The 14,827-nt window shown below is 68.7% G+C and carries 11 protein-coding genes; 4 read left to right on the top strand and 7 right to left on the bottom strand.

Annotated features, from left to right (window positions below; genetic code table 11):
• Nucleotides 1–11 precede the first annotated feature (11 nt).
• The 7 genes from VKV57_11765 to VKV57_11735 all read right to left on the bottom strand — a co-directional run bounded on the left by VKV57_11765 (nucleotide 12) and on the right by VKV57_11735 (nucleotide 9,189).
• A complete protein-coding gene (locus tag VKV57_11765) occupies nucleotides 12–2,498 on the bottom strand; it encodes a DUF3536 domain-containing protein (GenBank protein ID HLW60584.1) in 2,487 nt (828 codons plus the stop codon).
• A 5-nt stretch (nucleotides 2,499–2,503) separates the two neighbouring features.
• Nucleotides 2,504–3,745, bottom strand: a complete 1,242-nt coding sequence (locus tag VKV57_11760) for a glucose-1-phosphate adenylyltransferase (GenBank protein ID HLW60583.1) — start codon at nucleotides 3,743–3,745, stop codon at nucleotides 2,504–2,506.
• A gap of 4 nt (nucleotides 3,746–3,749) precedes the next feature.
• Nucleotides 3,750–5,474, bottom strand: a complete 1,725-nt coding sequence (locus VKV57_11755) for a 1,4-alpha-glucan branching protein domain-containing protein (GenBank protein HLW60582.1) — start codon at nucleotides 5,472–5,474, stop codon at nucleotides 3,750–3,752.
• A 128-nt stretch (nucleotides 5,475–5,602) separates the two neighbouring features.
• Complete coding sequence (locus tag VKV57_11750; protein ID HLW60581.1) at nucleotides 5,603–6,442, bottom strand: mechanosensitive ion channel family protein; 840 nt, start codon at nucleotides 6,440–6,442, stop codon at nucleotides 5,603–5,605.
• 1 nt (nucleotide 6,443) lies between these two features.
• Nucleotides 6,444–7,466 carry a glucosyl-3-phosphoglycerate synthase gene (locus tag VKV57_11745; GenBank protein HLW60580.1) on the bottom strand — a complete coding sequence of 341 codons (1,023 nt, stop codon included), beginning with the start codon at nucleotides 7,464–7,466 and terminating at the stop codon, nucleotides 6,444–6,446.
• Nucleotides 7,467–7,525: 59 nt separating this feature from the next.
• Nucleotides 7,526–8,782: a glycosyltransferase family 4 protein gene (locus VKV57_11740; protein ID HLW60579.1), complete on the bottom strand. Its 1,257-nt coding sequence runs from the start codon at nucleotides 8,780–8,782 to the stop codon at nucleotides 7,526–7,528.
• On the bottom strand, nucleotides 8,782–9,189 hold the full coding sequence (locus VKV57_11735; protein HLW60578.1) for a hypothetical protein: 408 nt from the start codon (nucleotides 9,187–9,189) through the stop codon (nucleotides 8,782–8,784). The genes VKV57_11740 and VKV57_11735 overlap by 1 nt, the downstream gene beginning before the upstream one ends.
• Nucleotides 9,190–9,333: 144 nt before the next feature.
• On the opposite strand from VKV57_11735, the gene VKV57_11730 reads away from it, so the two are divergent.
• From VKV57_11730 to ugpC, 4 genes are all read left to right on the top strand, one after another.
• Nucleotides 9,334–10,392 carry a bifunctional phosphoglucose/phosphomannose isomerase gene (locus tag VKV57_11730; GenBank protein HLW60577.1) on the top strand — a complete coding sequence of 353 codons (1,059 nt, stop codon included), beginning with the start codon at nucleotides 9,334–9,336 and terminating at the stop codon, nucleotides 10,390–10,392.
• A gap of 366 nt (nucleotides 10,393–10,758) precedes the next feature.
• Complete coding sequence (locus VKV57_11725) at nucleotides 10,759–12,444, top strand: HD domain-containing phosphohydrolase (GenBank protein HLW60576.1); 1,686 nt, start codon at nucleotides 10,759–10,761, stop codon at nucleotides 12,442–12,444.
• Nucleotides 12,441–13,523: a sensor domain-containing diguanylate cyclase gene (locus VKV57_11720; protein ID HLW60575.1), complete on the top strand. Its 1,083-nt coding sequence runs from the start codon at nucleotides 12,441–12,443 to the stop codon at nucleotides 13,521–13,523. Before VKV57_11725 ends, VKV57_11720 begins: the two co-directional genes overlap by 4 nt.
• A 117-nt stretch (nucleotides 13,524–13,640) precedes the next feature.
• On the top strand, nucleotides 13,641–14,741 hold the full coding sequence (gene ugpC / locus VKV57_11715; GenBank protein ID HLW60574.1) for a sn-glycerol-3-phosphate ABC transporter ATP-binding protein UgpC: 1,101 nt from the start codon (nucleotides 13,641–13,643) through the stop codon (nucleotides 14,739–14,741).
• Nucleotides 14,742–14,827 lie beyond the last annotated feature (86 nt).

The following is a 14,827-nucleotide window of genomic DNA, read 5'->3' as shown; positions in this document are numbered from 1 at the left end:
CGGGAGCGGAGTCAACGTTCCGCCGCCGTACGATCGCCGGGGTCCGGCGAGGCTACCCGACCCCGGGCGGGAGCCCGCAGGCGGTCCAGGTTGAAGTTCAGCCTGGCCCCGAGCCGCCAAAACTCCGCCACCCGGTCGGCTTCGGCATCGGCCCGCGCCAGCTCTTCGCGGTGGGTCAGCGCCGCGTCGTGGTAGGCGTTTTGGACATGCCAGAGGTTGAGGGTGAACCCAAGGGCGTCGGCGAGATCGAGCAGGCGGTGGAGCTGGTCGAGGTCCTCCCCGAACGGTCCGGTCTTCAGGCCTTCCGCCCGCGCCTCGGCGGCCCGGCGCAGGAGCAGCTCGTGCTCCCCCGCGTGGTCTTTGATCTCCAGCGCGTCGAGCTCGCGGGCGATCTCGAAGGCGCGGTCGGGCAGGGGGTGAGCGGGCGCGCGGTCCAGCGCGTCGGCGAGCTCTTTGAGCAGCGTGTACTCCGCGGCCATGAGAATTCCGGCCGGAACGGGGACCCCCGAATCGCGCATAAACGCGATGAGCGGGCGCGATTCCTCGTACAGCGCCTTGTACGCCCCCTCGAAGCGGGCGAGGTGGCTCTCGGTGATGCGCCCCAGGATGCTCCGGCGCGCTTCGGTGAAGAGGTCGGAGAGCGAGTACAGGGAACCGCGGAAGGCCTCGTCGAGGACGCGAACGGCCTCGCTGGGCCCGTTGGTGAGGAAAGAATCGACGAGCTCGGTCTTCACCGTCTCGTACCATTCCGGGGTGGCGTCCATTCGGACCCCGCACTGCACGTCGGTCCCCCCCAGGTGCAGCACCGCAAACGCGGCCTGCTCGGCCTCGGTCGTGATGCGGGAGGCCGCCGAGACCAACCCCACGGCCACGGTGTGGCCGCCGCGGTCCTCTCGCCGGGCGTCCAGGCGCCGTACCACAAAGCTAAAGACGCGGGCGTCGTCTTCGTACGGGTCGAAGAGCCCGCTGATCGCGTAGTGCGCGGCGAGCCGGGAATGGGTCACGGCCGCCGGCCGAATGACCCGCCGGTAGATCTTGGCACCATCCCCCCACCGCGCGACGTTGCTCCTGGCTTCGGCCAGCCGCGCAACGAACTCGTCTTCCAGGTGGGCTCCGAACCGTTCCGCAAGTTGGATCGCGCGTGCGGCGTACATGGTGACCTGGACCGCCTCGATCCCGGAGAGGTCGTCGAAGAACCACCCGCACGAGGTGTACATCAAGAGCGCGTGCCGCTGCATCTCCAGGAGGCGGAGCACCCGCGGGCGCTCGCCGCGGTCGAGGCCCGGACGGCCGTAAGCGGCGAAAAACCCGTCCACGTTCTCCGGGCTGCGGTCCAGGACGATATCGACGTAGGCATCCCGGGCCGCCCACGGATCCCGCAGGTCTCCCCCGATCCGGTCCTCGTAGATGGGCGCGAGGGTGTCCCGAAGCCAGTCGAGCGCGTTGCGCAGCGGCGTCCGCCACTCTTGGGTCCAACCGGGGTGCCCCGCACGACATCCGCAGTTAGACCGCCACCGCTCCACCCCATGTGGGCACGACCAGCTCGACGGCTCGACGATCTCGACCTCGTGGTCGGGGGGGTGCAGCGCAAGAAACAGCCCGTAGTTGGTGAGGCGCGCCGTGTCGCGCTCTTCGATCATCCGCAGGGCGGCGGTGAGGGCCATCTCGCCGAACGCGTGGTGATGCCCGTATGACTCCCCGTCCGTCGCGATGTGGACGATCTGGGGACCTTGCCGATCGCCCCGGAAGCCCGCGGCGAGCCGGTCCGCGAACTCCTCGCCGCTGTTGAGGAGGCCTTCGAACGCCACGGCGCGCGAGATCGGCCCATCGTAGAAGAACAACGCGATCGTCGCTCCGCTCGGGAGCCGGCAGAGATACGGACGGCTCGGGTCGACACGACCGCCGCGGACGTCGATCCACCCATCCTGCCCCACAGGGCGCACGCGCGCCGCCTGGTCGGGAGCGAGAATCGTGAACCTGAGGCCGGACGCGGCGAGGACCTCGAGCGTTTCGGTGTCCACCGCGGTCTCGGGGAGCCACATGCCCTCGGGCTCGCGCCCGAAGCGGTGCCGGAAGTCGGCGACCCCCCATGCCACCTGGGTCTCCTTGTCCCGCCTGGTCGCCAGGGGGAGGATGATGTGGTTGTAGGCCTGTGCCAGTGCATTGCCGTGGCCGCCCCGCTGCGCCCGGCTCACCCGGTCGGCCTCCAGGATTCTCGCGTAGGTCTCCGGCGCCGCGCCCTGAAGCCAGGCGAGAAGCGTGGGGCCGACGTTGAAGCTGACCAGCCGATAGTTGTTGGTGATTTCCAAGATGCGCTTGGCGCCGTCGAGGAGCCGCGAGGCGCCATTCGGCGCGTAGCACTCGGCGGTCACCCGCGCGTTCCAGTCATGATACGGTCGGGCGGAGTCCTGGACCTCCACCGTCTCGAGCCAGGGGTTCTCGCGGGGCGGCTGGTAGAAGTGTGCGTGAATGCAGATGAAGCGGTCCGCGGCGCCCATCGCCGTCACGGCAGCGCGGAGGTGGGGGTGGTCCTCCGGACCCGGGTCGTGCCGCGCGCCACGATGGTGATGCCCGAAGGATCCACGATCGCATCCTCGGGCGGCTCGGCCTCCTCGCCGATCACCGCCCCAGCGGGGACCGTGTTGAACCGGTCGACGATGGTCCGCCGGATGCGGGCGTGTGGGCCGACGGTGGTATTGTCCATGATGATGCTGTTTTCGATCGTGGCCCCCCGCTCGATGGTGACCCCGCGTCCGACGATCGAGCGGCGAATCGTCGCTCCGCGGACGAGGGTTCCTTCGCCCAAGAGGACGTCCTCGATGACCCCGTCGAGGATCCGGGCCGACGGCCCACCGAACGGGGAGCCGAGGACCGGCCACCGGGGGTTGTCGAGGTCCAACGCAGGGGCGGGCCCCAGCAGATCCATGTTGGCCCGCCAATAGGCCTCAATCGTCCCGACGTCCCGCCAGTACCCCAGCTCCTCGCCGGGGTGGATTCCCGGGATCGCGTTCTGCATGAAGTCGTACGCGAACGCCCGCGCGTACGGGTACAGTTCGGGGATGATCGTCCGGCCGAAGTCGTGGTCGGTGCTGCGCCGCGCATCCTCGACGAGGGCCTCGACCAGCACGTCCGTCGTAAAGATGTAATTGCCCATCGAGGAGAACGCCCGCGTCGGGTCCCCCGGCATCGGTTTCGGCTCCCGCGGTTTCTCCTCCCACCCGATGATCCGGCCCTCGACATCCGCTTCGATGATGCCGAACCCGGAGGCCGACTCGATCGGCACGGGGAGGGCGGCGACGGAGACATCGGCGCGGCGATTCAGGTGCGAGGCGACCATCTGCTGAAGGTCCATCCGGTAGATGTGGTCGGCTCCAAAGATCGCCACCAGATCCGGGTCCACGTCCCGGATCAGGTTGAGGTTTTGGAACACGGCGTCCGCCGTGCCGCGGTACCAGGTCTCGCCCCAGCGCATCTGTGGGGGGACGGTGATGATGAAGTGGCCTTCGACGAGGCCGCCGATCCGCCAGCCGCGGCGGATGTGGTCGATCAACGATTGCGATTTGTACTGGACCAAGATGTACAGCGAGTAAATCTGCGAATTGATGAAGTTGCTCAGCACGAAATCGGCGATCCGGTACTTGCTCCCAAACGGCACCGCCGGCTTGCTCCGCTCCTGCGTCAGGGGAAACAGCCGCTCCCCCTTGCCGCCCGCGAGGATCAGGCCAAGGATGCGGGGCGTGCTCACGCCATCACGCCGGATGGGGATGCTGTGCCGCCGCCTCGAGGTGCCCGGCGAGGACCGGAAAGCAGAAGTCCTGTACCTCCTTGCTTTTGAGGAACTGCTCGTCCTCCCAGGTGAGGGACCCGCCGCCCGCCACCCGCTTGGCCAGGTCCAGCAGCCGGGTCAGGTTGGCGCAGTGCTCGGCGAAGCGCGTTTCGGCGTAGCTGCGGGCGGCCCAGGTGGTGATGAGGAACTGCCAATCGGACCCCTGCAGGAGCAGGAGCTCCCGTCCCATTTGCTCGACGATCCGGCGGAGCAACGGCGTGCGCTGCCAGCCGCCGGCGGCCACGAAGGTCCAGAAGGTCTCCTCGGCCTCGTAGATCATTTCCCAGGTCCATTCGGTGTCCCGGTTCATCCAGACGCGGTGGTCCCCCCCCTCGCCCCAGGATCCCTCGAGCAGGGTGATCGCCTCGTGCGGCGGGTGCTTCGCCAAGTATTGCCCGGCTGTGAGCGGGGTGATCTGTTCCGCCGCCAGCCGCTCGAAGACGCGGGCCAGCCACTGCGGGCCTTCGTACCACCAGTGGCCGAACAATTCGGTGTCGAACGGGCTGCACAGCACCGCCGGTGCCTCGCCGTCTCCCCCGCTGCGGCTCAAGATTTCCCGGACGATCCCCACGTAGTGCTCGGCTTGCGCCCGGGTGCGTTCCGCGGCGGGCCGGGGGTCGTAGACCTGCTTGTCGGCGAGGTCGATCTTCGGGTGGGTCACCCGCCAGAAGCGGAGCCCGCCCGGGAAGTGTATCTTATGGAAGTCGAGGTACCATTCATCCCCCGGGTAGCCGACGTCCCGGCTCCACACCTGCAGGGTCGTCTCGGGATCGCGGACGAAGGCGACCGCCTGCCCGGTTCCGCCGCGCGAAGCGACCACGTACGGGGTGTAGGGCGTCCGCTCCCCCCGCCGGTAGAAGTTGTGGGGTTCGGGCCCCAGCACCGTGCGTAGGCTCGGGAAGTAATCCCCGTACGCCGAGATTCCCCGCCCCCCGCGCACCAAGTGGATGTCGGTGAAGAAGTACGCCAAGCCGTGGTCGGCCAGGACCTCCTCGACGCCGCGGCGGCGATACCGGACCTTGCCGCTGCGGGGGCCCACCGGCGGGGTCCACTCGTACCGCGGGCGGTAGGCGCACTCGGGGAGCCAGACCCCGTGGGGGGCGTGGCCGAAGTGTCGGGTATGGGTCGCCACCGCCACCCGCATCTGGAGGTCGAGGCTCTCATCCCGGCTCAGCAGCGGAAGGTAGCCGTGGGTCGCCGCGCAGGTGATCAGCTCGATCGCCTCGCGGTCCGCGAGCCGTCGGAAAGCCCCGAGGAGATCCCCTCCCAGGGTCTCCAGTTGGGCCTGCGCTCCCTGGTAGAACGACTGCCAGTAGTCGCACAGGGCGGCGAGGTGATCCTCGCCGGTGTCCGCGAAATGCCGGCGGTTGTCCCGGCACGCCTCCAAGCGCTGCTGGAGAAAGGCGGTGATCTCTTCCCCGAACCCGGGGTTGGCCAACTGTTCGCAGAGGATGGGGGAGAGGGTGATGGTCACCGTGGGGATGACGTCCTCGTCGGCGAGCAGGGTCAGGCTGCGGAGGAGGGGCAGGTAGGACTGCACCGCGGCCTCGGAGAGCCAGTCGCTTCCAAAGGGCCATCGTCCGTGGTTCAGCACGAACGGGAGATGGGAGTGTAGCGTGAAAATCAGGTATCCCACAGGCTGCTTCATGATGTCCCTGTTGGCGAGCGCGGATCGCGGCGGGGATTACGGGCACGCCGCCCGGAGCACGAGCATCGGTGCTCCTAGTATTGTACCCTATTGTCACGATATTCCAAAGGCGCGCTACCCCCCGCCGGTTACGGCGGCGGTGGCGTCGGCGCGGAGAGCGTCGCCCCCGGGACGATCCCGCGGTGTCCCATCGCCTCCAAGACGTGGCGGCGGAGTTCGGCGGCCACCGCGTCCTGGCGCCCCGGCGGGACGCGGACCGAGCACTGCAACACCGCGCCCGTGTCGTGCAGCTCCACGACGCCGTCGATCGTTGGGGCGGCCAGGCCGTCCGCAGCCTGGGAAGCGGCCCACGTCTGCGCCGCGTCGCGGAGCGCCTCGAGCGCCTTCGAGGCGTGGGCATTGTAGGGCACAAGGACTTGGACGATCGCTCGCGCGAAGCCGCGGCTCAGGTTGCCGATCTTCGCGATGGTGCCGTTGGGCATCGTCACGAGTTCACCCGAGAACATCCGGATCTGCGTGAACCGGAGCGTGACGCGCTCGACGGTCCCGAGATCGCCGTCCACGCGCACGGAGTCCCCCGTCTGGATGATGCCCTCGGAAACCAGGAAGACGCCCGCCAGCAGATCCCGGATGATGTACTGGGCCCCGAAGCCGAGCGTCAGGCCGAGGACGGTGGCACTGGCGAGCACCGGGGTGATATCGACCCGCATCGCGGCAAGCATCAGCACGATCGCCGTGAAGACGATCACGTACCGGAGCAACCCTTCCAGAATCGGCTGGAGGCGTGCGGCGGGGTGGCCGACCCGCCACGCCGCCGTGCGGCGCACCACGCCGAGCGAGAGGCGCAGCGCCACCCACGCACCGATCGCGATGACCGAAAGCCAGATCACGGCTTCGATGGTGCCGGCGATTCGCTCGGGGTTCAGCAGATCCCGTCCGACCTGGCGGAGGGGTTCGAGCGGATCCATCTCAGCGGGCTCCCGCCGCTGCCCCCCGGGCCGACCCGATGAGCGCCCGTTGGTGTCGGTACTCGGGGATGGTGATGATCGGCGGCCGCTCGCGTTCCAAGACCTCGCGCACTTCGAGAGAGCGGCCGCCGTCGAGGCTGACGAGCGTCATCGCCGTGTTCATCCACTCGCGCAGCGGGGCGCGCAGCTGCTCGCCCACGCGGGTCATCACGACCTGCACGATGGCAAAGGCCATGACCGACAGCGGGGTGAGATCCCGATTGCGGTGCACACGCGAGTCTAGATTCACCTGGGCGATGCCGTCAAGCCCGAGGTGGCGGAGGACGTCGATGAGCAGGCCGACCTCAACCCCGTACCCCGTGAAGAAGGGGAGGTGCTCGAGGAGCTCGCGTCGCCCGGCGTATTCGCCCGCCAGCGGCTGGATCACCCCCGAAAGCTCGGGGAAGAACAGATTGAGCAGCGGCCGCGCGGTGAGCTCGGTCACCCGGCCGCCGCCCGACTCGTTGCGCCGTCCGCCCACCTTGATCGGACGCCGGTAGAACCCCTTGACGTAGCCGATCGACGGCTCCTGCAGCAGCGGGCCGATCAGCCCATAGACGAACTTCGGATGAATGTTGCGAATATCGGTGTCCACCCAGACGATCAGGTCCCCGCGGAGGATGTGCAGGCTCTTCCACAGCGCCTCGCCCTTTCCGTGATAGGTGCCCTGCTCGGGGAGGATCTCCGCTTGGTGATAGGTGGGGACCCCCAGGTGACGCGCCACCCCCGCGGTTCCGTCGTCGGATCCGCTGTCGATCACGACGATTTCATCGAGAAGGGGGACCTCCTCCACGAGCGTCCGACGGAGGACCTCGATCTCCCGGCCGATCGTGGCTTCCTCGTTGAGCGCGGGGAGGCCGAGGCTGATCGTCACCCCCTGGGCCCGCTTGAGCGCGAGCAGGGCGGCGAGGTCGCTGAACGCCCCCGCGTCAAAGGTGTGGTTCGCGAACCACTCGTCCACCGAGGTGGACCGGCGCTCCGGCACCGCCCCCCGCCTTCCGGGGCGGACCGCGGGCGATCCTGGACCGCCGGCCTGTGGTCCGGTCATGGCCGGCCCACCGCGACGAGGCGGTTGAGCAGCGGGATGATCCGCTCGCGCATGATGCCCTCCCAGGAGTACGAGGTGAGGACGCGCCGTCGGAGGCGGTATCCCTCCTCCTCCATCAACGCATGGAGCAGCCGGAGTGCCACCCCGGCGGGGGGCTCCTCCGGATCGAAGGTGTGGATCGTATCGCCCCCGATCTCACGCAGGGGCGGCAAGGCGGTGGTCCACGCCGGCAGGCGGGCCAGCCCGGCCTCGAGCAGCGGAAGCCCGAATCCCTCCTGTCGGCTCGGTAGGAGCAGCGCGTCGGCCAGGAGGTAGAGGTCCGTCATCGTCCGGTCGGAGAGCCGGAGGCGGCGCCCGTCCCGCCCGGAGAGGTCCGAGCAGAACACCACCTGTTCATCCAGCCCCAGACCCGCTCGTAGGGTCCGGAGTTCCTCAAGGTAGCCCCGGTTCCTGGGGTTGTGCGCGCCGAGCGGACCGCTGACCAGCAGCCGCACGGCCATCTCGCGTCGCACCATCTCCGCGACCACGTGCAGCGCATACTCGATGCGTTTGCGCCTGGTGATCCGCACCGGCAACAACAGGACCACCTGCTGCTCCCACAGCCGCAGGGTGGCGGCCAGCCACCGGCCGGTGGGCGTCAGGCGCAGGAAGGCGGCCGGGTCGACCCCGTTCGGAATGACGTTGATGTCGGCCTCCGGCTTCCCGAGAAGGACGCCGAGGTCCCGCTGGCGGTCGCGGGAGACCGTGACGTAGGTTCCCCCCGGGATCGCCGTCCGCAGCAGGGACCACGGGGCGCCAGGGTGGAGGTCCACGGTGTACTGCGGGTTCGTCCACGCCAGGTCGTGGCACCAGGCCACCAGTCGCGCGGGAAGCCGCCGGGTGGCAAGCCGGTGTAGCGCGGCGGTGAGGGCCAGGTTCTTGTGCAGGGTGAGCGCATTGTGCACGACGCAGACCTCGCACCCTGCCAGCGCGCCGCGGAGGTTCGCCTCGATCTCCGACACGAGCGCCTCGAATGCGCCGGTGACGCGTCCGGCCTCGAGCTCGCGGGTGACGGCGATCACACGGCGGTGCCGCGAATCGAGCAGGGGGAGGCGGTGGAGCCGGACGCCCCGGCCGATCGGTCCGCCCCGCCCGGTGAGGACCTGCACCTCGAGCCCCGCCGCGGCGAGCAACTGTGCGTGCCGGGCCACGACTCCTTCCACGCCGCCCACTACGGGGGGCGTCGTGTAGTGGAGCAGCGTCACGCGCGGCATCAGCCGGGATCTCCGCGTGCGCCGGGCGCGGTAGGGTCGGTGCCCCCCCTCCGGCCCCGGCGCCAGCGGGTCAAGCGGCCGAGGTACCGGACGAGGGCCTCCGCATCCTCCGGAGGGAGCGTGCCGATCCGCCAGTTGATTTCCCGCACCAGTTCGCCCCCGGTCATCTCCGGGATCGGCCCGGGGCGGCCCTCGGCCGCCGGCGGGCGCGCCCGGCGACGCTGCCTGAGCCGTTCCATCATGTCGAGGACCCGGATCTTCGTGCGGCGCGGCAGCACGTACGCGGTCACCTTGATGTACTCCCGGTTGGTCAAGAGGCCGTGAATGTCGATCGACCGCCCTCCCGGCCTCGGACGATCCGGCGGCCGCTCCCGCCCGTTCCGCTCTTCGGTCTGCTTGGGCCGCACGGATCATGCCCCCACCTGTTCCGGCTCCGTCGCGGGATTGAAACCGCGTCGGCAGGGAGTGTGGTTCGGGTTCCAGGATGGGTCTCCCTGCGCATCTCTCGGGGAGGAGGGGGGGAGCGCCGCGCTCCGGCGAATGATTCACACATGTCGGCGCTCGACGCCCCCGCACGGTTGCGGGCCTGTGACCCGTCGGGAATGCTCGAGTGCGTCCTTGGACTGCCCCGACAGATTCGCGAGGCGTGGCGCCTCGGCTCCGCGGCCCCGCTTCCCGTGCTGCCCGACCGTACGGAGCACCTCGTTGTCTGCGGGATGGGCGGATCGGCGATCGGCGGCGACCTGCTCGGCGGATACCTGGCGCCTCGGGTTCCCGTGCCCGTCACCGTGGTCCGGGGCTACGACCTGCCCGCATTTGTCGGCCGGCGCTCCATCGTGATTGCGGCCAGTTATTCCGGCACGACCGAGGAGACCCTTGCGGCCGCCGCACAGGCCGAACGCGCCGGGGCCGTGCTGTTTGCCGTCACGTCCGGGGGGACGCTGGAGGAGACCGCACGCCGCGCCGGTGTCGTGGTGCCGGGCGGCCTCGCCCCTCGCGCCGCGCTTGGATATCTCATGATCCCGATCCTCGCGGCGCTGGAGCGCTGGGGTCTCGTTGCGCCGTGCGGCGCCGAAGTGGAGGACGCCGCCGCGGTCCTGGAGACGTTGGCGGCGGAGAACGGGCCCCAGGTCCCTTCGGCCCGGAACCCCGCCAAGGAGCTGGCGGAGCGGTTGGCGGGGAGGATCCCGGTCGTCTACGCCTCCTCCCCGTGGCTCGAGGCCGCCGCACGCCGTTGGAAGTGCCAGTTCAACGAGAACAGCAAGACGCTGGCGGCGTGCAATGCGTTTCCCGAGCTGAACCATAATGAAACGGTCGGGTGGGGAGCTCCGCCGGCACTGGCGGCACTCTTCGCCGTCGTCGTGCTGCTGGACGGCACCGAGGACCCGCGCTCACTTCGACGCATCGAGTTGACGTGTGATCTGGCGTTCGGTCCCGCCGCCGGCGTCCACCAAGTGCGGGCACACGGGACGGGCCGCCTCGCCAGATTGCTCTCACTGGTGCTCACGGGCGACCTCGTCAGCGTCTACCTGGCCTGCCTTCGCGGCATCGATCCCACTCCAATCGAGATCATCACCACCATCAAGCAGGGGTTGCGGCAGGTCGGCTGATCCGGCCTCGAGGCGGACGCGGCGGCGTTCACGTCAGGACCACGACGTGAGGATTTCCGCATCTCCCGGCAGGTTTTTCCCGCCGCGCGCCCGTTTGCAGCCCGCCCCACCGCCCGCGGTGGGGCGTTCAGGTCTCGGCCCATCCCGAAATGGGCATAGTTTGTCTCATCAGGAGACTGTGGCCCGAACGACAACGGAGGCGGCGCATGACGCCGTGCACGCCGGCCAAACCGCGGCGGTCGGGAGCGGCGTGCCGGTCCGTGCCCGTCCTCAGAGCGCCTTCCACGGTTTGGGTCCACGGCACCCGGCGGACGGGCCGCCCCGGCGAGCGGATGCCATACGGAAACGGGGAAGGGATGCGCGGCGGTGTCCACACGGATTGAAGTCGATGCTTCCCTGCTGCCGGCTTCCCCTCCGCCGGTCAGGCTCGGGGCCCGCACGGGCGAAGAGTGGATCAGCCTTGTCCGGGTTCTGGTCCTGCTGTCGCTGATCCCGGCGCTCTGGTTTGAGGTGATCCGAGTCACCCACCCCGCGGTTACCGCCATCGTGATGCTCCTCGGCGGATATGTCATCATGCTCGCGGTCGGTCCGCAGTGGATCGCCCTGCTGAGGAAGGCGGATCTGATCATCGCCCTCGACATCATCGTGGTCACCGTGGTGGTGGTCATCTCCGGGGGGCTCGGCAGCCCATTTCTGTACCTCTACTATCTGACCATTCTTGAGGCCGTCGCCAGGTTGAACCTCAGGCAGGCCCTGGCCTCGTCGATGGCCATGGCCGGGATGATCATCATCCTCTGGCTGCGCGCGGGGCAGGGGGCCGCGCTCGAAACGACGGGCTTCCGGCTCGGCGCCTTCATCGCCGGGGGATTCTTCCTCGCCCTCGTGCTGGACATGGCGGCGCAGGAGTATCGGACCACCGTCGAGCGGACCTGGTGGGGTGGACTCCTCGACCAGGCCCAGGCGCAGCGGACGGCCGAGCTCGAGGCGTTTTACGACCTCAGCCGGCGCCTGCGGGCTGCGCGCAACGCGGACGAGATGTACCCCATCCTCGTTGCGCAGGCCATGCAACTGCTGCAGGCCGATCACGGCACCCTCGCCCTCCTGGCCGACGGCCAAACCCTGATCCGGGTTTGCGCGGTGGGCAAGGTGTTCGAGCAGGCGGGGGGGACATTTTCGGTTGCCGGGAGCCCGTTCGGGCGCGCCGTCCAGACCGGTGCGGCCTACATCACGGACGACTTCGCGACCGCGGCGTCCATCCCCGGGTTCGACCCCTCGCCGTTCCTGGCCGTGGGCCCCATCGTAATCGTCCCGGTTCGGTCGGAGCGGGAGACAATCGGCACGTTGGGGCTCGGCCGCAAGCGCAGCCCCGGCACCCGGCCCTTCACCGACGCGGAGGTGCGCCTCCTCGATGGGATTGCCGAGGTCGGGGGGACGGCGATTCGCCGCGCCCGGCTCTACCAGAATCTTGAACAGTCCTACCTTCAGATGGTGCTGGCGCTGGCCCGGACGATGGACGCCCGGGACAGTTACACCGCGGGCCACAGCGAACGCATCGCCCACCTGGCGGAGGCCGTGGCCCGGGGGCTGGGATGCGGAGACGACGAGATTCGGGACGTTCGCTGGGGAGCCCTTCTCCATGACATCGGCAAGATCGGGGTGCCCGATGAGATCCTGAGGAAGTCCGGTCCGCTGACGGCCTCGGAGCAAATCGTGATGCGACAGCACCCGGTCGTGGGCGAGGGGATCCTCGCGCCGACAGAGCGGATGCACGGGGTCGCAAGGATCGTGCGCCACCACCAAGAGCGCTGGGACGGATCGGGGTATCCGGACGGCGTGGAGGGAGAGGACATCCCCCTGGGGGCGCGCATCCTCGCCGTCGTCGACACCTACAGTGCCATCACCGATGACCGGCCCTATAAGCAGGCCCAATCGCACGAGGAGGCCATCGCGGAGTTGCGGGGATGCGCCGGCACTCGGTTCGATCCGCGGATCGTCGACGTGTTCTGTCAGGTCATTGACCGGGTGAAGGTCCTACAGGGGAATCGCGCATGACCGCGGACAAGGGATCGCGCGGACCGGGGGACGCCCCGCCCCAGCCGGAGGGTCACGCCGTGGTGCGGGATTCGAATGAGGCGCTGGCCTTTTTGGCGCGGCTGGCCACGGAGTTTACCGCAGTGCTCAGCCTGTCCGACCTGCTCGCGGATGTGATGCAGGCCCTCCGCGAGGAGACGAGGTTCGACTCGTGCGCGGTCTCCCTGCTGGACGTCCGCAACCCGGAGATCCTGAGGGTCCGGGCCACTTCCGGGTTGCGCGACAGCTTTCACGGGAAGGAGTTCTGGCGCGGCCAGGGTCTGCTCTGGGTGGTCATGGACACCGGCGCCCCGCTGATCGTGCCCGACATGCACGCCGACCCCCGCACCCACCGACTGGACCCGATCCTCCGGTCGGCAATTTACGCCCCGCTGATGGTTCACGGCCGCCCGATTGGGGTGCTGAGTGCCTACCGGGCCACGGCCGGGGCGTTCACGGAAGCGGAACTGCACCTGCTGACCGTTGTCGCTCGGTATCTCGCCGGCGCGGTTGAGGTGGCACGTTTGCACGAGCGGATGAAGGAACTGGCGGCGACCGATGCCCTGACCGGGTTGGCCAACCGGCGCTGCTTTCTGGATCGGCTCGAGGCGGAATTAGAACGGAGCCGGCGGGCGGGATATGAACTGAGCATGGCGCTGCTCGATCTGAATCGCTTCAAGCTGGTCAACGACGTCTATGGGCACACGGTGGGCGATACGGTGCTCGTCCAGGTAGGGGAGATCCTGACGCAGGCGATTCGGGGCTCCGACCTCGCGGCGCGGTTCGGGGGAGACGAGTTCGTCCTGATGTTCCCCGAAACCCCCTCCGCCAAGGCAGAAGAGGTGCTGAGCCGGCTCCGGCACCTCGAAATCCTGATCCCGGATGGGGCGGGGACCCGGGCGCACGTCAGCTTCTCCTGGGGGATCGCTTCCTGGCCGATCGACGCGGAGGATTGGGAGCGGCTCCTTCAGGTTGCCGACAGCCGCCTGTACGCGATGAAGCGGGAGGCGGAAGCGGGGACGAGCCGGCCGCTGCGTCCGGGTGCCCCCGCCGATGCCTGATCCGGGCGTGGAGAGGAAGGGGAGGCAGGGCGCCGTGTCGTAGAGCCCAGGCGGTGGCGGCAACTCACTGGGCGCGGGGCAACCGCGCAGAGACTGGGCCGCCGCCGGGGGTGCAACTTGGCGAAGGTGCTGCTCGAGCAAATCAGCAAGCAGTTTGGCAACGTCGTCGCGGTGAACAACGTCACGCTCGACATCCCCGACAAGCAATTCACGGTCCTGGTGGGTCCCTCCGGGTGCGGCAAGACCACCTGTCTTCGATTGATCGCCGGGTTGGAGGAGGCATCCGCGGGCAACATCTACATCGGCGACCGGCTCGTGAATGACGTGGCGCCGAAGGACCGAGACATCGCGATGGTATTCCAGAACTACGCGCTGTACCCGCACATGACCGTCTACGACAACATGGCGTTTGGGCTGCGCCTGCGGAAGTATCCGCGTCCGGAGATCGACCGGCGGGTGAAGGAGGCGGGCGAGATGCTCGGCATCCAAGAGCTGCTCTCCCGCAAGCCCAAGCAGCTCTCCGGGGGCCAGCGCCAGCGCGTCGCCCTCGGTCGGGCGATCGTGCGCGAGCCCCAGGTGTTCCTGATGGACGAGCCGCTCAGCAACTTGGACGCGAAGCTGCGGGTGCAGACTCGCGCCGAGATCAAGAAGCTCCATGCCCGGCTGCAAACGACGACGGTGTACGTCACGCACGATCAGGTCGAGGCGATGACGATGGGAGACCGAATCGTCGTGATGAAGGACGGGGTCGTTCAGCAGGTGGACAGTCCGCTCAACCTCTACGACAAACCGGCGAACCTGTTCGTCGCGGGGTTCATCGGATCCCCCGCCATGAACTTCCTCGAAGCCAAGCTGGCCAAACAGGACGGCAGGATGGTTGTTGACGGGGGGGTGTTCAAAGCTGACGTGCCCGAGGCCTACGTGCCGAAGCTGTCCTCCTGGGCCGGTCGGCCGATTATCTTCGGCATCCGCCCCGAGGATGTCCACGATCGGGCGTTTCGCGCAGACACCAAGGACGGCGCGGTCGTCAAGGCCGCGGTCGACGTCCACGAACCGCTCGGCTCTGACATCATCCTCTACCTGACCGCCGGCGAACACAACATCGTGGCTCGCGTCGACGCCCGCAGCCAGGCTCGGATGGGGCAGTCGGCAGAGGTCGTGCTGGACATGCGGAAGATGCACGTCTTCAACGCCGAGACGCACGAGGCGATTTTCTAGGATCTCGCGGGGCGATCTGGGTCCAATCTGTCGACCCGCCTTGTATGCCGCCCCCCCAAATCCGCTCCAGGATTTCGGCCCCCGGC

The organism is bacterium, from assembly GCA_035307765.1.
In the GTDB taxonomy this organism is placed as follows: domain Bacteria; phylum Sysuimicrobiota; class Sysuimicrobiia; order Sysuimicrobiales; family Segetimicrobiaceae; genus Segetimicrobium.
Note: the sequence above shows the minus strand (reverse complement) of the source record. Positions and strands in the feature narration are given on the sequence as shown.